The organism is Shimia sp. NS0008-38b, from assembly GCF_040370365.1.
Lineage (GTDB): Bacteria > Pseudomonadota > Alphaproteobacteria > Rhodobacterales > Rhodobacteraceae > Shimia.
On sequence record NZ_BAABWQ010000001.1, the window covers coordinates 590802 to 610939 of the forward strand.

Genomic DNA, 20138 nt, shown 5'->3' on the forward strand with positions numbered 1-20138 from the left:
GTCATTTGTACGGACGAAACGTCAACTTTGGCGTCACAGCTGCCCTTTTGAAAGTTGCATTCGCGCAAATTTTCAGTCCTATTGGGGCACCAAGATCAACCCAAATTTGATGGGGACTCAGTGAGCGACGCCACGCCTGTTCTGCAAATCCGCGGCCTACACAAAGCCTATGCCAACCTAGAGGTCATCAAGGGCGTGGACATCACTGCGCACCGTGGCGATGTCGTCTCTCTTATTGGATCGTCCGGATCTGGTAAGTCGACGATACTGCGATGCGCCAACCTTCTAGAGCACAGCCAACAAGGCGACATCCTGTTCAAGGGAGAGCCGGTGAGCTGGAAAGGCGACGGACATGCCCGCCAGCCGTCTGATGCCAAACAGATCCTGCGCATCCGCACCAACCTGTCGATGGTCTTTCAGCAGTTCAACTTGTGGTCACACATGACGATCCTTCAAAATGTGATGGAAGCCCCCGTTACCGTGCTTGGGCGCGACAAAGGCGAGGTCGAAGAGGCCGCGCATGCCTACCTCGCAAAAGTGGGCATTGCCGACAAACACGACGCGTACCCTGCGCAGCTTTCAGGCGGGCAGCAGCAACGCGCCGCAATTGCGCGCGCCCTTGCCATGGAGCCTGAGGCGCTGCTGTTTGATGAACCAACCTCCGCGCTTGACCCTGAACTTGAACAGGAAGTGGTGCGGGTGATCAAAGCGCTTGCCCAAGAGGGTCGCACCATGATGATCGTCACCCACGACATGAAGATGGCACGGGATGTATCTGATCACGTTATATTTTTACACCAAGGCCTGATCGAAGAACAAGGCGCTCCAGACGCGCTGTTTGGCAATCCACAATCAGAGCGGCTGAGACAGTTCTTGTCATCAACCGCCACCTAACACCAACAGAGACAACCAACCATAGGGAGCAAAACTATGAACAAACTGATCCTAAGCACCGCCGCATTGGCGTTGACCGCAGGCTTTGCAATGGCGGACACTGTGCGTCTTGGCACCGAGGGCGCCTACCCTCCATACAACTTCATCAACGACGCTGGCGAAGTTGATGGCTTTGAGCGCGAGCTGGGCGATGAGCTCTGTGCCCGTGCCGAACTCACCTGCGAGTGGGTCACCAACGACTGGGACAGCATCATCCCAAACCTGCAGTCCGGCAACTACGACGCGATCATCGCGGGCATGTCCATCACGCCTGAGCGTGAAGAGACCATGGACTTCACCAAAGGCTACACTCTGCCATCGCCGTCCGCTTACGTTGCCATGTCCGCAGATATTGACGTCAACACAGCCATCGTGGCTGCACAAACCGGCACCATCCAATCCGACCACGTCGCCACAACTGGCGCAACATTGGTCGAATTCCCAACCCCGGATGAAACTGTTGCCGCTGTGAACGCTGGCGAAGTAGATGCCGTTCTGGCCGACAAAGACTTTCTGGCGCCCATCGTTGAAGAAACCGAACTGACATTTGTCAGCGACGTCTATCTGGGCGGCGGCATCGGCATGGCCTTCCGCGAATCTGATGACGAGCTGCGCGGTAAGTTTGACGCGGCCATCGCTTCCATGAAGGCTGACGGCTCTCTGAACGCTATGCTCGACAAATGGGAAATCGAAGGCAAATTCTAAGCCGCCTTTGATTGCAAAACCTGAAGGGGGGCTGATGCCCCCCTTTTCCAAACCGCGCGGATGCTGCGTTGCACATCCCTTCAGCCTACTAAGAGGCCAGCCATTTTCGCCTATTGCTCAGATCCTGCAGTCCTAGAAGGCCTCTCTTGGCTCAGCTGCTATCTCACGACCGGCAAACATATGGCGTTTTATACGTCATTTGGCACCGTTCTGTTGCTTCTGGCCGTAACTGCGCCCACGGCGCTGGCGTTCGGCTTGGGTGGCGCAATGGCAGCACGAGCGCGTTTCTTTGCACTGCGTTGGGTTGGCAAAGCCTATATCTCGGTCGTCCGAGGTGTGCCTGACATCGCATTCTTCCTCTTCTTTGTGATTGCCTTGGACCAGGGCATCGAATGGATGCGCCACAAAGTGAAATGCCCGGACTGGACCGAGCCGGTCCGTCAGGGAAACGAATTCCTTGTCTGCGACTTAGCGAAAATGCCGCTGTCGACCTCCCCGCAATGGGTCCATGAAATTTACGGCTTCTGGGTTGCCGTTTTCACCTTTGCCATCGTCTTTGGGGCTTTTGCCGCCAATGTGCTTTTTGGTGCCATGAGCGCCGTGCCTCGACCACAGCTGGAAACGGCTGAGGCCTATGGCATGACGCCGCGCCAAAGCTTCTGGCGCATTCTGATGCCGCAAATGTGGATCTACGCCCTGCCCGGCCTCTCCAACCTCTGGATGGTGCTGATCAAGGCCACGCCGTTGCTGTTCCTTTTGGGGGTCGAAGACATTGTGTTTTGGGCACGTGAGCTTGGCGCCTCAAAGACGGCTCGGTTTACCGACTATCCGCATGGCGACTGGCGTATGTGGTATTTCTTCGCCTTGCTTGTGTTTTACCTGCTGTTCACCCGCGCGTCAGAAATCGCTCTGACGCGTCTCACAAAACGTCTCTCGCATGGGCAAGCCACGCTTGATGGTGAAGCCCAACGCAAAGCAGGGAGCGCCGCATGAGCTGTTTTGACACCATTCAGGCGTACGCCTTCCGCTCGCTTGGCTATGGCGAGCGCATGTTGCCCCGCAGCGACTTTACCTTATGTGAGCACTTTACCCTGATTGGCTCCGGCATGATCTGGAATGTGTACTACGGCGTCTTGGCGGTTATCACAGGCTTCTTCTTTGCCAACCTTCTGGCGGTTGCCAAGAACGCCAACAGCCTTTGGGCGCGCAAACCGGCAGAGTGGTTCATCTTCCTCTTCCGTGGCAGCCCACTGTTCATTCAGTTCTTCTTTGCTTACTTTTTGTTCCTGTCGCTCAAAGGTGTCTCACCGATCTTCAACCCATTGTCGTCTGCGGCGTTGGGTGCACTCATCGTTCTGTTTCTGAACACATCGGCCTATTCCGCAGAAATCTTCTACGGCGCGCTACGTTCCATTCCCAAAGGGGATGTTGAGGCCGCCGACGCTTATGGTTTTACCGGATGGTACAGATATCGCCGGATTATGTTCCCAACCATGTTGCGGCTGGCTTGGCCAGCCTACACAAACGAAGCCATTTTCCTGTTTCATGCCACAACCCTTGTGTTCTTCTCAGGCTTCCCGGCATGGCGCCAAAAGGGCGACGCGCTTTATTATGCAAACTACTTTGCGGATAAAACCTATAACCCATTTGTGCCCTATCCCATCTTGGCGCTTTACTTCATCCTGCTGACCTTTGTGGTGATCTGGGTGTTTGGCAAAGTGAATACCCGATTGAACAAACACTTGCCCCAAGAGGTCAGGAAAAAGCTACGGATCCGGCCAAACCTGCTGCGATAGACCTCCTTACTCCTATGCTATTTTTGCAAAGCCTGCGCCGAAAAACGCGCAGGCTTTGTTGATTTTTGCCACTGTCGCATTACCACCGCGATACAGACGCAATACCGACATGCCCGTTTATGGGAAAATTTCTTCTGGACAATCCAATCCGCGCCCTCAATATTTTGATCAAATTATGAATTGGTGTTCTCATGACAACAGCCCATAGTGCGACATTCCGGATTGGTGCGGTTGATCTCAACGGTCAATTGCGCGGCAAGCGTTTGCCGTCTGCCCATCTTGGCAAGCTCAAAAACGGCGGGGCGCGCTTGCCGTTTTCTGCCCTCAACCTAGATGTCTGGGGCTGTGATATCGACGACAGCCCATTGGTGTTTGAAAGCGGCGATCAGGACGGCGTCTTGTTACCTGCGTCACGTGGGTCTGTGCCTATGCCGTGGCTTGCAACCCCCTCTGACCTGGTGCTCATGCAGCTGTTTCATGATGACGGCACCGCATTCATGGGAGATCCGACACAGGCGCTTTCTGCTGTATTGGACCGCTTTGCAGCCCGTGGCTGGTCTGTTGTTGCCGCAACGGAAATGGAATTCACTTTGGTGGATGACAGCGGAGATCACCTCTGCCCGCCCCTACATCCCCGCGATGGTCGTCGCCTCGCGGCATCCGACGTTCTCAGCATCACTGAACTGGACGCATTTGATGCGTTTTTCACCGATGTGTATGATGGTGCCGCGGCTATGGGCATTCCGCTCCAGACCATGACAGCTGAAAGTGGCATTGGACAGTTTGAGGTTACGCTGAACCACCAAAACGCGATGAAAGCTGCGGATGATGCTTTGCTGATCAAACACTTGCTGCGCGCCACGGCGCGCAACCATGGTTTCGCAGCAACGTTTATGGCCAAACCTTACGCTGACGATGCGGGCAATGGCATGCACGTACATTTTTCCGTGGTCGATAAAGACGGCAACAATGTCTTTGACGATGGTACCGATGAAGGGTCCGACCTGTTGAAATCTGCTGTGGCGGGGTGCCTGTCTGCCATGCGCGCCTCCTCCCTGATCTTTGCCCCCAACGGCTCGTCTTATGATCGGTTTGCACCCGGTGCCCACGCGCCTACGACAATCTGTTGGGGGTATGAAAACCGGACAGCCGCCATCCGCATCCCAGGCGGCGCGCAGGCGGCCCGGCGCATTGAACACCGCGTGGCGGGCGGGGATGTAAACCCCTACCTGATCCTCGCCGCCATTCTGGGGGCAGCGATCGAAGGCATCGAGTCCGCGCTCATGCCGCCGCCACCCACAGTCGGGAATGCCTATGGTCAGGACCTTCCGCAACTGGCCGCGACTTGGGCGGAGGCAATAGACCTGTTTGAAGGGGATGACGTCATCACCCGCTGCTTGCCAGCCGAGCTGATTACCAATCTTGTTATGACCAAGCGGCAAGAGATGCTCAAGTTGGCGGAAGTGGCTCCTGAGGCCCAGTGGCAAACCTATTTGGAACGTGTATGACACGCTTGCGATTGCGCCTTTGCGACGCTACGATAAATTTGATCAAATTTGGTGACCCATGAAAATCGGCATCCTTCTTACAGGCCACGCACCCGAAGAACTCGCGCCGCACTACGGCGACTATATCGAGATGTTTAAGTCTTTGCTTTCAGGGCAAGATTTTGAGTTTCTTGGATACAAGGTTGTGGACGGAGAGTTCCCCAAGTCCATTAAAGATGCAGATGGTTGGCTCATCACTGGCTCCAAGCATGGCGCTTATGAAAACCATTCATGGATCCCTCCGCTTGAGGATTTCATCCGTGAGGCCGTCACGCTGAACATCCCGCTTATTGGTGTGTGTTTCGGCCACCAAATTATCGCTCAAGCCCTTGGTGGCAAAGTTGAAAAGTTTGACGGCGGCTGGGCGGTTGGCCGCCAGACATATGACTTTGCCGGCACGGAAATTTCGCTGAACGCATGGCATCAGGATCAAGTTGTGGAACTGCCACCCGGCGCCACCACAATCGCATCCAATAGCTTTTGCGAACACGCCGCCGTTCTCTATGGAGACCGGGCGTTTACCGTTCAGCCCCACCCCGAGTTTTCCGCAGATTTTGTGGACGGATTGATCAACACGCGCGGACGCGGTGTGGTCCCTGAAGACATTCTAGAACAGGCCATCGACCATCTTGATGAGCCCACAGCAAGCCAAACAATTGCAGATCAATTTGCGGATTTCTTCCGCCAAGAGAGGCCCCGATGACCGACTGGCTATCCAAGACCCCCGACGCTGCCCGCGCCTATTTAGAAGGGCACCGGCTGGATGAAGTTGAATGTATCATTTCAGACCTACCGGGCATTGCGCGTGGCAAAGCTGTCCCGGCCAGCAAGTTCGCTCGGCAAGACTATTTTTACCTACCAGATTCTATTTTTTATCAAACCATTACCGGAGACTGGGGCGAAGCCGCAGGGGCGGATGGTTTTATCGAAAAAGATATGGTTTTGCGTCCGGATTGGGGCACGGCAACCGCAGCCCCCTGGACCGGTGACTGGACTCTGCAGGTGATCCACGACGCATTTAACACCGACGGAACACCTGTGCCTTTTAGCCCTCGCAACGTGCTCAAGCGCGTGGTCGATCTGTACCGCAAAAAGGGGTGGGAACCGGTGGTCGCACCGGAGATGGAATTCTTCTTAGTTGCACGCAACACCGATCCGGCACAGGGCATCAAGCCAATGATGGGCCGCTCGGGTCGGCCTGCCGCCGCGCGCCAAGCCTACTCCATGACCGCCGTTGATGAATTCGGGCCCGTCATCGACGACATCTACGATTTCGCCGAGGCCCAGGGATTTGAGATCGATGGCATCACGCAAGAAGGGGGGGCCGGGCAACTCGAAATCAATATGGTGCACGGAGATCCAATCAAGCTTGCAGACGAAGTGTTTTACTTCAAGCGTTTGATCCGCGAAGCCGCACTGCGCCACGACTGCTATGCGACCTTTATGGCGAAACCGATTGAAGAAGAACCTGGCTCTGCGATGCACATCCACCATTCAGTGCTCGACATTGAAACCGGCCAGAACATCTTTGCCGGTCCACAAGGCGGTGAAACAGATGCATTCTTCCACTTTATCGCTGGGCTGCAAAATCACTTACCTGCTGCGATCGCTGTACTTGCACCTTATGTGAATTCTTACCGCCGCTACGTGCGTGACCACGCCGCACCCATCAATCTGGAATGGGCACGGGACAATCGCACCACCGGTATTCGCATTCCAATTTCCTCGCCACAAGCGCGGCGCGTTGAAAACCGAATTGCCGGTATGGACTGCAACCCCTACCTCGGGATCGCAGCCTCGCTTGCATGCGGCTATCTTGGGCTTATCGAACAAGAACGTCCTGACAAACAATACAAGGGCGACGCCTACGATGGTGAAGAGGCCATCCCGCGCATTCTTGGCGGCGCTTTGGACCTGTTTGAAGAGGCCACAGCGTTGCATGATGTGTTGGGACCCGATTTTTGCCGGGTGTATTCGATTGTGAAACGCGCTGAATACGAAGAGTTCCTTTCGGTGATCTCCCCATGGGAACGTGAACACCTTTTGCTGAACGTATAATCGCCAAAGCGTCCGCCACACGCCTCAAGCGAAGTTTCGTAGACTAAAAAGTGTCGGGATGAGATTCATGGATCTGCTCTATACCAATGATTGCAAAGGGGAATATCCGGACAGCTGGTATGCCGCGACAGCGGAACCACTGCCTCCTTTCCCAACGCTACAAGAGGATCTAACCGCCGACGTATGTGTCATTGGCGGTGGGTTTACCGGACTTTCCACAGCATTGCACCTTGCAGAAGCCGGTCGCAAAGTTGTGCTTCTGGAAGCCCATCGCGTCGGCTTTGGGGCCTCTGGCCGCAATGGTGGACAATTGGGGTCTGGTCAGCGACTGGAACAGGATGCGTTAGAAACGCTGGTCGGAGAGCAAGACGCCCAAAAGCTATGGTCGCTGTCTGAGGATGCCAAAAATCTGGTAAAAACGCTGATCACCAAACACGACATCGCATGCCATTACAAACCAGGTATTGCGCACGCTTGTTTCTCTGAAAAAGACGTTGCTGCGGAACATGCATATGCCACGCACCTACAAGAACGGTATGGCTACAGTGACATTACGCCACTGGATCAAGCTGGAATGGCAGCTGTGTGCCCGTCGCCAAAATACGTTGGCGGGTCATTGGATATGGGCGCCGGGCATCTTCATCCTCTCGCGTTTGCCTTTGGATTGGCCCATGCCGCTGATGAGGCCGGCGCGCAGATCTTTGAAACGAGCCATGTGACCAAAATCGACGATGGCGCAAAGATCAAAGTTCACACCACGCAGGGTACGGTCGTCGCAGATCAACTGGTTCTCGCCTGCAACGGGTACCTTGGAAACCTCGCCCCCAAGGTCGCAAGCCGGGTCATGCCCATCAACAATTTCATTGCTGCCACTGAACCTTTGGGCGACGATGCTATCAAGGTTCTTGCCAAAGACGTTGCCGTTGCGGACACAAAATTTGTCATCAACTATTTTCGTCTGAGTCACGACAAAAGGCTGCTGTTTGGCGGCGGTGAAAGCTACGGCTACATGTTCCCTGATGATATCGCCTCAACCGTTCGTAAGCCCATGGTAGAGATTTTTCCGCATCTCAAAGACGTGCGCATAGACTATGCGTGGGGGGGAACCCTGGCGATCACGATGAAACGCATGCCATATCTGCAGCGTTTGCGCCCCAACGTACTCTCCGCCTCTGGGTACAGCGGCCACGGTGTTGGGACCGCCACACATGCTGGACAATTGATGGCAATGGCATTGATGGCACAAAGTGACGGTTTCGACACCATGTCACGTGTTCCCGCGCCGCCATTTCCGGGCGGAGCGCGGCTGCGTAGCCCCCTTTTGGCACTGGCGATGACCTGGTACGCCATGCGAGACCGCCTCGGCGTTTAAGAGTAGACCTGCCAAACTGTCACGAATTTTTCACACCGCAGCCGGTGTTTTTTCTGGTTTGTGCCACGTCTTTGTTTTATATTTTTGAAAACCCAACTTAAGAAAGTTGAAATCTATGACACTGCCACCCAACGTTTATGATGCAGAGCCAATCCCAGAATCCGCGCGTGCGGAGATTGAACGCCTTTTGAACACAGGTGATTTGTTCCGCTACACGGCTGCGGAAAACGCACCAGTTGCCCTGCTGGAATCTGAGTTTGCTGCCATGTTGGGTAGCAAGTACGCGCTGGCTGTTTCTTCTTGCTCAGCGGCCTTGTTCCTATCGCTGAAGGCCCTTGGTTTGCCACGTGATGCGCGTGTGCTGCTTCCGGGTTTTACCTTCGCCGCGGTGCCCTCTTCTGTGGTGCATGCCGACCTGATCCCCGTGTTGTGTGAAGTGGGAGACAACTACCGCATCGACATGGCGGATTTTGAAGCGCGCTTGAATGACAATATCTCTGCGGTGATCATAAGCCACATGCGCGGCCACACCTCTGATATGGACGCCATCATGGCGCTATGTGACGCGCGCGATATCCCTGTGATCGAGGATGCCGCACACAGCCTTGGCACCACGTGGCATGGGCGTAATGTCGGCACCATTGGCAAAATCGGCTGCTTCTCTTTCCAATCCTACAAGCTGGTGAACTCCGGCGAAGGTGGGATCATGGTGTCTGACGATGCTGACCTAATTGCACGCGCGGTGATCATGTCCGGCGCCTATGAGCACAATTGGAAGAAACATAAGTCTCCCGAAGGTGACAACACCGGCGATCTGGCAGCAGCTTTTGGGCGTTGGCAGAACCAGTTACCACTCTATAATCTGCGCCTGTCCAACCTCGCAGCAGCGATCATCCGCCCCCAGCTTGGCGAAGTGCCACGCCGCGTGCGCGACGGCCGCGCCAACCACGACTATGTGGCCAGTGTGTTGAACACCTCGCCATGGCTGCAGGTGCCCGTAAAACTGGATCCAGAGGAACGTGCACCGGACTCCATTCAGTTCAACCTCGAGGGAATGGACAACGATCAAATCCTCGCGTTCCAAGAGGCCGCAAATGCGCGCGGCATCAAAGTACAGGTCTTTGGCCAATCGACCGACAATGCACGTGCGTTTTGGAACTGGCAATTTGTGCCTGAAAAACAAGAGCTTCCCAAAACCCGCGCGATGTTGATGTCGGCTTGTGATGTGCGCCTGCCCGCACGTCTGAAAAAAGACGAGCTGGACGTGATTGCGGGCGCGCTGGTTGGTGCAGCCCAAGATGTCATGGGCGCATTGCGCGCGTACGGCACCTGACCAAAATCGATACTCTTAGAAAAAAGCGGGCCAATGCGCCCGCTCTTTTTGTGTGGCCCTAGGTTTTTGCACAGGCACACCTATATCCAGCTTTCTACAGCCTAAATGGACTCCAATATGATCCCCTACGCCTTGCTGGACCTGTCTCCGATTGCGGAAGGCGCAACCGTGACAGACGCGCTCCACAACACCATCGATCTTGCACAATATGCCGAAGATTGGGGCTATCAGCGGTTCTGGCTGGCGGAACATCATAACTCCCGCGGCATTGCTTCCTCGGCCACGGCGGTTCTAATCGGACAAATCCTTGCGGCCACAAACAGCATCCGTGTTGGCTCCGGCGGCATCATGCTGCCCAATCATGCACCTCTAATTGTGGCCGAACAGTTTGGCACTTTGGCGTCGCTTTACCCTGACAGAGTTGATTTAGGACTTGGACGCGCGCCGGGCACAGACATGCAAACCGCAGCAGCGTTGCGACGTGGGCTCAACGGTTCAGATCAATTTCCCCAAGACGTAGTGGAACTGATCGGATTTCTCGGAGATGCGGGCCCAGCACAGTCTGTAAAAGCCATACCCGGAAGCGGCACCCATGTGCCCGTTTGGATCTTGGGCTCCAGCCTTTTTGGTGCACAGTTGGCGGCGCAATTGGGGCTGCCATACGCCTTTGCTTCCCACTTTGCCCCCGATGCACTTGAAGAGGCCGCCGCGCTGTATCGCCACAGGTTTCAACCCGGCATCACGGATGCACCGCATTTCATGATGGCTGTTAATGTGTTTGCCGCAGACACCGAGGCAGAAGCACATCGCCTGCGCACGTCGATGCAGCAAGGGTTTCTGAATCTACGCCGCGGCACGCCAGGCCCACTGCCATACCCCGTTGACAGTTTCGATCAACTAGTCACCCCGTCAGAAGCCCGCATGGTCAATCATGCCCTGCGCATCACAGCCGTTGGCACTGAAGACATGGTACGCGCCCAGCTCAATACACTCATTGAGACCTACCAGCCCGACGAGATCATTGTTACAAACATGATCCACGCTCATAGCGCCCGCCTAAGGTCTTTTGAAATCGCAGCACAGGCCCTGCAATCCGGGTGATCTACTTCAAAACAAGCGGTTGTGTCATCCAACGCCTCAGCGCTTGAGTGGTGGCCTCTGGCCGCTCCAGAACAGGTAAATGACCCGCCTTTTCTATCACTTCTAGCTTCGCATAAGGGATCAATTCCGCCATGAAACTGTGACGTTTCACCGGTGTGAGCCCATCGTGTTCACCACACATCACCAACGCAGGGCACTTACAGCGACGCAAAACGCCTTGCTGATCGGGTCGCCGCTGCAAAGCGCGGGCTTGCCGCTCAAAAACATCAGCACCAAGACTGCGCCCCATGTCTTGAACCAAGTTCAACACTTCACCGCGTTGCACTCCAGGTGCAAGATACTCAGGCTTTATGAAATCTGCCATCACCACATCCAACCGCCCGCTGCGTGCACCGATGATCATGGGTTCATAGGCCGCCGCAGAGGCTGGCGTTTCAGCGAGCGGATTCGTATCCATCAAAGCCACCCGTGTAATCCGTTCTGGAATGCGCCGTAAGAGCTCCATGGCGACGACTCCGCCCATACTGAGCCCGGCCAACGCGAATTTCTCCGGCAAAGACGGCGCGATAGCTGCCGCAATGGCACTTATGCTGTCACCCTGCGTGATCGGGGCCACCATAACCGCCCCGTCTTTGCTCAATTCAGTCACCTGATGCGCATAAAGCCGCGCGTCACACATCATACCCGGCAGCAGAACAATCGGTTCCTGCATGCTCGTTCCCCTCGTTATGTTCTTATGGCCGCAACTGTGCCATAGCGGCGGCACAGGTCAAGCAGATGCGACTAGTATCCGCCCCAACGAAAAGCACCCTCGTCTGAAAGAGGCGAAAACGGATTGTGCGCCACCTCCCAGACATGCCCATCCAGATCTGCGAAATAGCCTATATAGCCACCCCAGAAGATGTCACCAGCCTGGCGCAGAACACGTCCACCTGCGGCCTCAACTGCAGCCAAAATAGGAGCCACTTCTTCTTTGGTGCGCACGTTGTAACCAAAGGTCACGCCAGAGAACCCACCAATTTCGTCTTCCTCAACTCCAAGATCTTCGGCCAAGGCGGCGCGAGGATACAGACCCAATGTCTGCCCCAACAGATTGAAGGCCACAACACCTTCTTCACCTGGCTCTCGCTGCCAGCCCAATGCTTCGTAAAACGCAGCTGATGTAGCAACATCTTTCACTGCCAAAGTGATCAAACTGACCCGCTGTTCCATTGAGTTTTTCACATCAATTACCCCTCACAAATTATTGATAAACTGTACAAATACATCAACAGCTTTTGCTGTCTCGTCCGGTGAAACAATGTCGCCGGCTATCACATGTGCGCTTGGGTCTGCATCCACACCCAAAGTCTGCACTGCAACCGTTGCTGCATCCCCCCACCGCTGGGCAAAATCGTGCGTCTTCGCCGGGTCTACAACCTGATCGGCATCGGAGAACCAAAACAAAGCCGGAATGTTGATGGACGAGACATCTTTGTCAAACACCCGTTTGACCAAAGCTGCCATCTGAAGCACAGCAGTACTCGGATACCGAGTGGTCCAGTAAGTTTCTTGGGCATCACTCAACGGCTCAAACGATCGCTCCGCACCCGCGAGCAAGGGCACCCACTGCCGCGCAGCGGGCAGCGTCAAAAGCGACGCCAATGGGTTGTTTATACCAAAATTTGGCGACACAAAAATCAAGCCCGTTACATTTTGCATTACATCAGGCTGATCCACCATGCCTGCGATCATCGTGCCGCCGGTGGAGGTTGAAATCACAACCACCTTGTCTGCTGCGCGCCGCGCTACAATCATGGCTTCAGCCACATCGTTGGCCCATCCTTGCACACTTGCTGCATCCAGCGCTGCGCCGTCTCGACCATGACCTTCCAGCCGAGTGTAAATCAGATTTGCCTCCAGAGCCTGCGCAACTTGATCCGGCACCGGACGGATTTCTTCTGAGGTTGCTGAGAACCCATGTACGTAAACAACTGCGAGTTCTGTGCGCACGCCCGGTGACTCGAACCAAACAATACGTTTTTCGACACCCGGAGTTAGGTCATCAAACGCTGCCTCCTGTTGCGCAAAATACGCGTCCAGATCCCCCGTCACATCCGCCTCAGTAACAGTCGGGCTCAGCGAAATTTGCTCATAAGGACCAAAGACATACAGTGCAAAACACGCAAAAATCCCAATCAGCAACAAACGCCCTAAAAAACGACCAATTGTTCGCATTAGACAACTTTAGGTGATAAGAGCACCTCCTCCACCTTCATTTCGATCAATTTTAGACAAGTTGTATCTGAGAAACGGTGATCCTTTCCCTTCACCGTCAGCAGCTGAATGTCGTCGCCTTCGGCATGTTCCAACACCCGATAGGCCACTTCAGAATTCACCGCTTGGTCTTCGGTGCCTTGCAGAAAACGCGTCGGAAATGGCAAGCTCAGCGCGCTGCGCAAAACCAATTGATCGCGTCCATCTTCAATCATCCGCTTGGTGACAATGTAGGGCTCCATGTAGTCAGACGGCAAAGAGACTTGACCCTCGTTCTCCAACTGCGCCCTTTGGGTGTCGCTGAAGTTTGCCCAATAACTGTCTTCCGTGAAATCGGGTGCTGCGGCAATGGTCACCATTCCATGAATACGGTCCGGCATGGTTTTGGCCAGCAAGAGTGCCTGCCATCCCCCCATCGAAGATCCGACCACCACCAACGGCCCTTTGGTCAGCGCGGAGACCGCCGCAACGACATCTTCGTGCCAATCCCCAATACACCCCGCTTCGAAAGCGCCACTGCTTTCGCCATGCCCCGAGTAGTCAAACCTCAAAAACGCTTGTCCACGCGCCTGCGCCCAGGCTTCGAGGTGCACCGCTTTGGTGCCTTCCATGTCTGATTTCAGCCCGCCGAGAAAGACAACAGTTGGCGTTGCACCTTCCGTTTTGTGATAGGCAATTCGGCGGCCTTGCGGTGTCTCTAGACTATCAGACATGCTTTCTCCTCAAAAAGTCTTCGCGTCGATCTAGCCCCCAAACAAAGGTGTTTGAAAGAGAAATCTCCGCTGACCACACGTCGGTAGGAAGTGACCACATCGTCACGTGAATGACTGGCAACTTATAAGCTCTTCATGGACATGGCTTTCAATGCCCCAAGAGACCCCGCTTCACCATGTGTATCTTGGGTGGAACTTTCAGTTGACCCCATACGCACACCCTAGAGCGCGACAGCATGCCCGCGGGCCAAGGTGGCGTAGTTGAAGCTGGGATCACTTTGCGTCGATCTTGAAGTCGTTTCTTTGGGTTGGCCCCACCCGCCGCTTTGGCGATGCAAAGCCGTAAGCACGACACCAACAGAAATGGGAATTTCATCGGTTGGATGGTCTCTGCTGCGCCGATATGGCTCCCAAAACACGGCCGAGGCGCAAAACATCTGCACCCCGTTTCCTCGTTCTTGACTTACCCTGCCAAGAGCGTAAAACCCTCCCGAACCATATACCCGCAACCGGGCGTTCCGTGGGCGCCAAACTGACGAGGAGCTAGAGGCTAATGGCCGATATTTCTCTTACTTTTCCTGATGGTAACGCGCGCTCTTTCGCAGCAGGCATAACCGCTGCCGAAGTCGCAAATTCCATCTCTACATCCTTGGGCAAGAAAGCCATTTCCGCAACTGTGGATGGCCAGCACTGGGACCTGCAATGGCCGATCGATGCGAATGCGTCCATTGCTATCAACACAATCAAAGACAGCAGCGTTGAAGCGCTCGAACTGATCCGGCATGACTGTGCCCATATCATGGCGCGCGCTGTGCAGGAAATCTGGCCAGACGTAAAAGTCACAATTGGTCCAGTGATCGAAAACGGCTGGTATTATGACTTTGACCGTGAAGAACCGTTCACTCCAGAAGATCTCGGCCTCATCGAGAAAAAGATGAAAGAGATTATCAACAAGCGTGATCCTGTGACCACCGAAGTCTGGGACCGCGAGCGCGCAATTGCCCACTACACAGCCAACAATGAGCCGTACAAAGTGGAGCTGATCGACAGCATTCCGGGTGACGAGCCTCTTCGCATGTACTGGCATGGCCATTGGCAGGATCTCTGCCGCGGCCCCCACCTTGTGCACACCGGCCAAGTGCCGGCAGATGGTTTCAAACTGATGTCCGTGGCCGGAGCCTATTGGCGCGGCGACAGCAACCGCTCCATGCTGCAGCGCATCTACGGCGTGGCATTCAAAAACAAAGAAGATCTCAAAGCCCACCTACATATGTTGGAGGAAGCGGAAAAACGCGATCACCGCAAATTGGGCCGCGAAATGAACCTGTTTCACATGCAAGAAGAAGCACCAGGACAAGTGTTCTGGCATCCTAACGGATGGCGCATCTACACCACGCTGCAAGACTACATGCGTCGCATGCAAAACAAAGACGGCTATCAAGAAGTCAACACGCCACAAGTTGTGGATCGCAAACTTTGGGAAGCGTCGGGCCACTGGGACAAGTACCAAGAAAATATGTTCATCGTTGAAGTTGACGAAGAACATGCCCGTGAAAAAGCCATCAACGCACTCAAACCCATGAACTGCCCTTGCCACGTGCAAGTGTTCAATCAAGGCCTGAAGTCGTATCGCGACCTGCCTTTGCGCATCGCAGAATTTGGGTCATGTAACCGATATGAGCCCTCCGGTGCATTGCACGGCATTATGCGTGTGCGCGGTTTCACGCAGGACGATGGCCACATCTTCTGCGGCATGGATCAGATTGAAGCAGAGAGCAAAAAGTTCATCGCGTTTCTGGCCAAAGTCTATGCGGATCTTGGTTTTGAGAACTGGACCGTGAAATTGTCGACCCGACCAGAACAACGTATCGGCTCAGATGAAACTTGGGATGTCCTCGAAAAGTCGCTTGGCGATGCATGTAATGCGGCTGGATATGACTTCGAACTGTTGCCGGGCGAAGGTGCGTTTTATGGCCCCAAGCTTGAGTTCACACTGACCGATGCAATTGGCCGGAAATGGCAGTGCGGCACGCTTCAAGTTGACACCAACATGCCCGAGCGCCTCGGCGCGACGTATATTGGCCAAGATGGGTCAAAACACATGCCAGTCATGTTGCACCGTGCAACTCTGGGATCCTTTGAGCGTTTCATCGGAATTCTGATAGAGGAGCACGCTGGCAAACTGCCGTTCTGGCTCGCCCCACGCCAGGTTGTTGTCGCATCCATCGTTTCTGAGGCAGATGACTATTGCCAAGAAATCGTCAGTGCCTTGAGAGCAGCTGGCGTGCATGCGGAAGCCGATCTTCGCAATGAGAAGATCAACTACAAAGTCCGCGAGCACTCGGTCGGCAAAGTGCCTGTGATCCTTGCCATCGGTAAGAAAGAGATCGAAGAGCGTACGGTGTCCACCCGCCGCCTTGGGGAAAAGCAAAGCAAAGTCCAGTCTTTGGACGAAATTGTGAGCCAATTGTCACAAGAGGCGACAGCACCAGATCTGCTCTGATCACTTTTGCAACAATTGAACAGGCGCGCCGTGGGAAATCCGGCGCGCCTGTTTCATTTTGGGGGCAAAATCATCGTGCCACAGTTGGAATCTTCACGGAATCGTCACACCGTCTAACGCATCCGTTACACACAGTCCCGTGATTGGCCAATCAGGGGGCAGATTGCCTAATCTCTACTCATGCCCCGACGCATTCTAGGGCGGCGGGCCGAGTTCAACTGTATCAAAAGGGAAGAGATCCTATGTCTACTACCGTAAAAACTCTCGCCGTAGCTGGCGCCGTCGCTGCAGCTCTGTCCGCACATGCAACCACTGCCTCCGCCGCAGGAAAAGAGAAGTGCTATGGCGTCTCCCTCGCAGGTCAAAATGACTGTGCTGCGGGCCCAGGCACCACATGTGCTGGCACCTCAACTGTCGACTATCAGGGCAACGCCTGGAAGCTGGTTGACGCGGGCACATGCGCAGACATGGACCTTCCTGCAATGGCTGACGGTGGCGCACGCGCCGGCTCTCTGGAAGCTCTGGATCGCGACCTGCCAAAAAGCTAAGTTTAAAGCGAAGCTTCGGGACACCCTGGAGCTTCGCACACTGTTACATTTGGGATCCCTCTTGAGTATGCTGTGGCTTCACATGCACCAACTCCGGGTCAAATTTGCGGCAGAAGGACCATCCCAATGGCATCACCAAGCACCCATTCCTTTGTGTTCGGCGCAATGGCGCGCGTATCACATCACAACAAAGCGTCTGGCCTTCGCTTTGGGGGCAGCACGCCTTATTGCAATGACGTCGCACATTCGGTGATGACCAACTTGAGAAGGAACACAGATGTTTGACGCTGAAAAAGCCCCAGACACGCTGCCCACCCTTCCAGGCGTTGGATACAAGCCGCAACATTACTCCGACCTAATCGCAGACCCCGGCTGTGTGGGCTGGCTTGAAGTCCACGCTGAAAACTACATGGGTGACGGCGGGAGACCCATCGCGCAATTGCGACAACTGGCAGAAAAATTTCCAATCTCGGTGCATGGTGTCGGCCTGTCGATCGGGGCGGAAACGGCTCTGGACAAAGACCACCTCTCAAGGCTGAGCAATCTGGTCTCATGGCTTAACCCGACTGTGTTCTCAGAGCACTTGGCTTGGAGCACGCATGAAGGGGCTTTCCTCAATGATTTGCTGCCCCTGCCTTACACAGCCGAGACATTGGCTCGCATTTGTGATCACGTCGATCAACTACAAAACACTATTGGCCGTCAAATGATGTTGGAGAACCCTTCCAGCTATTTGGCGTTTGATGAAAGCACGTGGTCAGAACCTGACTTTCTACGCGAGATTTCAAATCGCACTGGATGTGGTCTTTTGCTGGACGTAAACAACGTCTTTGTATCTGCAACCAATCTTTCTTACGATCCGCGCACATATATTGACGAATACCCGCTTGATAAAGTTGGTGAAATTCATCTCGGCGGCCACGACGAAGATGAAGATGATTATGGCCGACCGCTGCTCATTGACAGCCATGGCGCCGCCATCGTCGACCCGGTATGGGCGCTTCTGGATCATACCCTGACGCGTAGCGGACCACGCCCAATTCTGATTGAATGGGACACCGATGTGCCTGAATGGCCACTGCTGCACGCGGAAGCCAGCCGCGCCAAGACTGCTTTGACTAGGGTGACAGCATGACTGTCACACACTCGATTTTCCGCGAAGCCGTTCTGAACGGAGCATTGGCGCGACCCGAGGGCTTGTCTGACGCCTCGGGCCAACCAGCAGGCCGTCGTTTCGATGTCTACCGCAACAATGTGGCCGTCTCCCTCACCGAGGCTCTTGCCACCGGGTTTCCGGCCATCGCAAAACTTCTGGGCGAAGAGAATTTTAGGTCTGTGGCCGGCGTATTCCTGCGTCAATCCCCACCATCTTCTCCACTCATGATGCACTATGGAGCGGAGTTCCCGACGTTTCTGCAGGACTTTGAGCCCTTGGCTCACCTTGGCTATCTTGCAGATGTGGCGCGTTTAGAAATGGCGCTTCGCCGCGCCTACCACGCAGCCGATTGTGCCCCGGTTTTGCCGGAATCTTTGGCCGCCATTCCTCCGGAAAATCTCGCCGACATCACATTTCAGTTTGCACCCGCAGTCTCCGTACAACGATCCGCTTGGCCAGTACACGCCATCTGGGCCTTCAATATGCAAGACGGCCCCAAGCCCGAAGCGATTGCACAGGACGTAGTAGTTTTGCGCGCTGAGTTTGATCCCGTACCTCATGTCCTGCCGCGAGGGGGATACGAATGTATTACCGCTCTGATGGCTGGCGCCAAACTGAACATAGCTGCCGAGTTTGGCACCGATGCCAGCTCAGACTTCGACCTGGGCTCCCTTCTCGGGCTTTTGCTCACCAGCAACGCACTTTCATCTATCGACGTACCCACCTGACCGGAGGTTTCATGACAAAGCTCATCTCTCAATACACCGCACTTTTGGACAAATTGGACCGTCTTGATTGGCTCGTTCCTACCTTGGCCCGCCTGAGCTTTCTCGCCGTTCTGTTCTTCTATTTCTGGAACTCCGCCACGCTGAAAATTGACGGGTCGATTTTCTCCCCTTCTGCTGGCGCCTTTGGACAGATTTTCCCCAAAGCTGCCGAGGCCGTGCTGTATGATGTCACCCAACTGAATATTTTCCAGCGACTGGTGATCTTCGGCGGCACCGTTGCCGAGTTTGTCTTACCGGTTCTGATTGTAATTGGTCTCATGACACGGGTCGCGGCCCTTGCGATGATTGGCTTTGTCATGGTGCAAACCTTAGTTGACGTGACCGGCCACGGCGTAGCTTTGGGCAGTTTGTTTGACAGCGCACAGGGTCTTATCGATCAACGAGTGATGTGGATTTTGTTGTTTGCAATTCTCGTGTTTAAGGGCGCAGGCCCAGTCTCTTTGGACGCCCTGCTGCGCAAACGTGCTACCTAACATTAACTTGCATCGGGAAAGGGCCGGGGACGATCCCGCGGCCCTTTTTTGCGTCTACAACACCGCTTCTTGCGTGTCTTTGTTCCAGCCCAAATAATAGACGCCGTTGTGCTCAATCAATGGGCGCTTCATCAATGTCGGATGCGCCAACAAGAGCGAAATTGGGGCATCACCCTGCTCTTCTGCCGTCAAATTTCTCCAAGTGGTTGATCTCTTGTTTATAATAGCGTCTTCAAAGCGATCAAACGCAAGTTTTAGTGTTTCGACAGGCACACCATCTGCACGCACATCTACAAACGTGACATCGCCCAAACTTTTCAATGCCTTACGGCACGTATCACAATTCTTCAGGCCAAAAACTGTCGTCATCTCATCCCCATCCTTTTGACTGCACAACCTGCATAAACCAGCTGATTTAAAAATTCACGGTGGTTTTGCTTGATTTTTGTCTCCATCGTGCAATCCTTTTGTTGGAACATTTGTTTCGGTTTCCGCAGTCGTGTCCGCGGAAGTTGGGATCTTTGTTCCTCCGAGTCCCCAAATTCGGATCTACCAAAAGTGAATGTAAAGGAGAACGGTATGCCACGCGGTACCGTAAAATGGTTTAACACCACCAAGGGCTTCGGGTTCATTGAACCTGAAGAGGGCGGCAAGGATGTGTTTGTACATATTTCGGTCGTCGAACGGTCTGGCCTGAAAGGCCTGTCCGACAACCAAAAAGTTGAATTTGAAATGAGTCAGGGACGAGACGGCCGCGATATGGCGGGCGAACTCAAACTGCTATAATTGGATTGGGGCGCAATTATGCGCCCCATCCGCACCGCATCAAAGAGCGGTACGTTTCCCAGATCACGAG

Annotated in this window: 21 protein-coding genes; 16 read left to right on the forward strand and 5 right to left on the reverse strand. The window is 54.5% G+C overall.

Annotation, left to right across the window (positions count from 1 at the left end; genetic code table 11):
* Positions 1-120 precede the first annotated feature (120 nt).
* From ABWV47_RS02855 to ABWV47_RS02900, 10 genes are all read left to right on the forward strand, one after another.
* The gene (locus tag ABWV47_RS02855; RefSeq protein ID WP_353308333.1) at positions 121-894 is read left to right on the forward strand and encodes an ABC transporter ATP-binding protein; all 774 of its coding nucleotides are present in this window, start codon (positions 121-123) and stop codon (positions 892-894) included.
* Positions 895-930: 36 nt separating this feature from the next.
* Positions 931-1638, forward strand: coding sequence for a transporter substrate-binding domain-containing protein (locus ABWV47_RS02860; protein WP_353308334.1), 708 nt, complete (start codon positions 931-933; stop codon positions 1636-1638).
* A gap of 102 nt (positions 1639-1740) precedes the next feature.
* Positions 1741-2631: an ABC transporter permease gene (locus ABWV47_RS02865; RefSeq protein WP_353309562.1), complete on the forward strand. Its 891-nt coding sequence runs from the start codon at positions 1741-1743 to the stop codon at positions 2629-2631.
* Entirely contained in the window at positions 2628-3434 is an 807-nt protein-coding gene (locus ABWV47_RS02870; RefSeq protein WP_353308335.1) for an ABC transporter permease, read from the forward strand. Before ABWV47_RS02865 ends, ABWV47_RS02870 begins: the two co-directional genes overlap by 4 nt.
* A gap of 191 nt (positions 3435-3625) precedes the next feature.
* The gene (locus tag ABWV47_RS02875) at positions 3626-4942 is read left to right on the forward strand and encodes a glutamine synthetase family protein (protein ID WP_353308336.1); all 1317 of its coding nucleotides are present in this window, start codon (positions 3626-3628) and stop codon (positions 4940-4942) included.
* 58 nt (positions 4943-5000) lie between these two features.
* Positions 5001-5684 carry a type 1 glutamine amidotransferase gene (locus tag ABWV47_RS02880; RefSeq protein ID WP_353308337.1) on the forward strand — a complete coding sequence of 228 codons (684 nt, stop codon included), beginning with the start codon at positions 5001-5003 and terminating at the stop codon, positions 5682-5684.
* Positions 5681-7039 carry a glutamine synthetase family protein gene (locus ABWV47_RS02885; protein ID WP_353308338.1) on the forward strand — a complete coding sequence of 453 codons (1359 nt, stop codon included), beginning with the start codon at positions 5681-5683 and terminating at the stop codon, positions 7037-7039. The genes ABWV47_RS02880 and ABWV47_RS02885 overlap by 4 nt, the downstream gene beginning before the upstream one ends.
* Before the next feature lie 67 nt (positions 7040-7106).
* The gene (locus tag ABWV47_RS02890) at positions 7107-8411 is read left to right on the forward strand and encodes an NAD(P)/FAD-dependent oxidoreductase (RefSeq protein ID WP_353308339.1); all 1305 of its coding nucleotides are present in this window, start codon (positions 7107-7109) and stop codon (positions 8409-8411) included.
* 115 nt (positions 8412-8526) lie between these two features.
* Positions 8527-9744 (forward strand): DegT/DnrJ/EryC1/StrS family aminotransferase, encoded by a 1218-nt coding sequence (locus ABWV47_RS02895; RefSeq protein WP_353308340.1) that lies wholly within the window; start codon positions 8527-8529, stop codon positions 9742-9744.
* Positions 9745-9861: 117 nt separating this feature from the next.
* Entirely contained in the window at positions 9862-10845 is a 984-nt protein-coding gene (locus ABWV47_RS02900; protein WP_353308341.1) for an LLM class flavin-dependent oxidoreductase, read from the forward strand.
* Between the two features lies 1 nt (position 10846).
* Here the strand turns inward: ABWV47_RS02900 and ABWV47_RS02905 are convergent, their stop codons facing one another.
* From ABWV47_RS02905 to ABWV47_RS02920, 4 genes are all read right to left on the reverse strand, one after another.
* Positions 10847-11557 (reverse strand): alpha/beta fold hydrolase, encoded by a 711-nt coding sequence (locus tag ABWV47_RS02905; RefSeq protein WP_353308342.1) that lies wholly within the window; start codon positions 11555-11557, stop codon positions 10847-10849.
* A gap of 71 nt (positions 11558-11628) precedes the next feature.
* Positions 11629-12057, reverse strand: a complete 429-nt coding sequence (locus ABWV47_RS02910) for a VOC family protein (RefSeq protein WP_353309564.1) — start codon at positions 12055-12057, stop codon at positions 11629-11631.
* A gap of 24 nt (positions 12058-12081) precedes the next feature.
* On the reverse strand, positions 12082-13062 hold the full coding sequence (locus tag ABWV47_RS02915; RefSeq protein WP_353308343.1) for an alpha/beta hydrolase: 981 nt from the start codon (positions 13060-13062) through the stop codon (positions 12082-12084).
* Complete coding sequence (locus ABWV47_RS02920) at positions 13062-13814, reverse strand: alpha/beta hydrolase (RefSeq protein ID WP_353308344.1); 753 nt, start codon at positions 13812-13814, stop codon at positions 13062-13064. Before ABWV47_RS02920 ends, ABWV47_RS02915 begins: the two co-directional genes overlap by 1 nt.
* Positions 13815-14367: 553 nt before the next feature.
* On the opposite strand from ABWV47_RS02920, the gene thrS reads away from it, so the two are divergent.
* The 5 genes from thrS (at position 14368) to ABWV47_RS02945 (ending at position 19282) form a co-directional block, all read left to right on the forward strand.
* Entirely contained in the window at positions 14368-16317 is a 1950-nt protein-coding gene (gene thrS, locus ABWV47_RS02925) for a threonine--tRNA ligase (protein WP_353308345.1), read from the forward strand.
* A gap of 242 nt (positions 16318-16559) precedes the next feature.
* A complete protein-coding gene (locus ABWV47_RS02930) occupies positions 16560-16865 on the forward strand; it encodes a BufA1 family periplasmic bufferin-type metallophore (RefSeq protein ID WP_353308346.1) in 306 nt (101 codons plus the stop codon).
* A 277-nt stretch (positions 16866-17142) separates the two neighbouring features.
* Positions 17143-18000, forward strand: a complete 858-nt coding sequence (bufB, locus tag ABWV47_RS02935) for an MNIO family bufferin maturase (protein WP_353308347.1) — start codon at positions 17143-17145, stop codon at positions 17998-18000.
* Complete coding sequence (locus tag ABWV47_RS02940) at positions 17997-18749, forward strand: HvfC/BufC family peptide modification chaperone (protein ID WP_353308348.1); 753 nt, start codon at positions 17997-17999, stop codon at positions 18747-18749. The genes bufB and ABWV47_RS02940 overlap by 4 nt, the downstream gene beginning before the upstream one ends.
* Positions 18750-18760: 11 nt before the next feature.
* The gene (locus ABWV47_RS02945; protein ID WP_353308349.1) at positions 18761-19282 is read left to right on the forward strand and encodes a DoxX family protein; all 522 of its coding nucleotides are present in this window, start codon (positions 18761-18763) and stop codon (positions 19280-19282) included.
* A gap of 54 nt (positions 19283-19336) precedes the next feature.
* Here the strand turns inward: ABWV47_RS02945 and ABWV47_RS02950 are convergent, their stop codons facing one another.
* The gene (locus ABWV47_RS02950; RefSeq protein WP_353308350.1) at positions 19337-19651 is read right to left on the reverse strand and encodes an ArsC/Spx/MgsR family protein; all 315 of its coding nucleotides are present in this window, start codon (positions 19649-19651) and stop codon (positions 19337-19339) included.
* 210 nt (positions 19652-19861) lie between these two features.
* Between ABWV47_RS02950 and ABWV47_RS02955 the strand changes: the two genes are divergently transcribed.
* On the forward strand, positions 19862-20068 hold the full coding sequence (locus tag ABWV47_RS02955; RefSeq protein ID WP_353308351.1) for a cold-shock protein: 207 nt from the start codon (positions 19862-19864) through the stop codon (positions 20066-20068).
* Positions 20069-20138: the final 70 nt, after the last annotated feature.

What these genes read in the sequence shown, in the direction of transcription:
- ABWV47_RS02955 (WP_353308351.1), top strand. Translation starts at nt 19,862, where the DNA reads ATGCCACGCGGTACCGTAAAATGGTTTAACACCACCAAGGGCTTCGGG.
- ABWV47_RS02915 (WP_353308343.1), bottom strand. Translation starts at nt 13,062, where the DNA reads ATGCGAACAATTGGTCGTTTTTTAGGGCGTTTGTTGCTGATTGGGATT.
- ABWV47_RS02875 (WP_353308336.1), top strand. Translation starts at nt 3,626, where the DNA reads ATGACAACAGCCCATAGTGCGACATTCCGGATTGGTGCGGTTGATCTC.
- ABWV47_RS02940 (WP_353308348.1), top strand. Translation starts at nt 17,997, where the DNA reads ATGACTGTCACACACTCGATTTTCCGCGAAGCCGTTCTGAACGGAGCA.
- ABWV47_RS02910 (WP_353309564.1), bottom strand. Translation starts at nt 12,057, where the DNA reads ATGGAACAGCGGGTCAGTTTGATCACTTTGGCAGTGAAAGATGTTGCT.
- ABWV47_RS02870 (WP_353308335.1), top strand. Translation starts at nt 2,628, where the DNA reads ATGAGCTGTTTTGACACCATTCAGGCGTACGCCTTCCGCTCGCTTGGC.
- ABWV47_RS02950 (WP_353308350.1), bottom strand. Translation starts at nt 19,651, where the DNA reads ATGACGACAGTTTTTGGCCTGAAGAATTGTGATACGTGCCGTAAGGCA.
- thrS (WP_353308345.1), top strand. Translation starts at nt 14,368, where the DNA reads ATGGCCGATATTTCTCTTACTTTTCCTGATGGTAACGCGCGCTCTTTC.
- ABWV47_RS02880 (WP_353308337.1), top strand. Translation starts at nt 5,001, where the DNA reads ATGAAAATCGGCATCCTTCTTACAGGCCACGCACCCGAAGAACTCGCG.
- ABWV47_RS02890 (WP_353308339.1), top strand. Translation starts at nt 7,107, where the DNA reads ATGGATCTGCTCTATACCAATGATTGCAAAGGGGAATATCCGGACAGC.
- ABWV47_RS02930 (WP_353308346.1), top strand. Translation starts at nt 16,560, where the DNA reads ATGTCTACTACCGTAAAAACTCTCGCCGTAGCTGGCGCCGTCGCTGCA.
- ABWV47_RS02900 (WP_353308341.1), top strand. Translation starts at nt 9,862, where the DNA reads ATGATCCCCTACGCCTTGCTGGACCTGTCTCCGATTGCGGAAGGCGCA.
- ABWV47_RS02905 (WP_353308342.1), bottom strand. Translation starts at nt 11,557, where the DNA reads ATGCAGGAACCGATTGTTCTGCTGCCGGGTATGATGTGTGACGCGCGG.
- ABWV47_RS02945 (WP_353308349.1), top strand. Translation starts at nt 18,761, where the DNA reads ATGACAAAGCTCATCTCTCAATACACCGCACTTTTGGACAAATTGGAC.
- ABWV47_RS02885 (WP_353308338.1), top strand. Translation starts at nt 5,681, where the DNA reads ATGACCGACTGGCTATCCAAGACCCCCGACGCTGCCCGCGCCTATTTA.
- bufB (WP_353308347.1), top strand. Translation starts at nt 17,143, where the DNA reads ATGTTTGACGCTGAAAAAGCCCCAGACACGCTGCCCACCCTTCCAGGC.
- ABWV47_RS02920 (WP_353308344.1), bottom strand. Translation starts at nt 13,814, where the DNA reads ATGTCTGATAGTCTAGAGACACCGCAAGGCCGCCGAATTGCCTATCAC.
- ABWV47_RS02860 (WP_353308334.1), top strand. Translation starts at nt 931, where the DNA reads ATGAACAAACTGATCCTAAGCACCGCCGCATTGGCGTTGACCGCAGGC.
- ABWV47_RS02895 (WP_353308340.1), top strand. Translation starts at nt 8,527, where the DNA reads ATGACACTGCCACCCAACGTTTATGATGCAGAGCCAATCCCAGAATCC.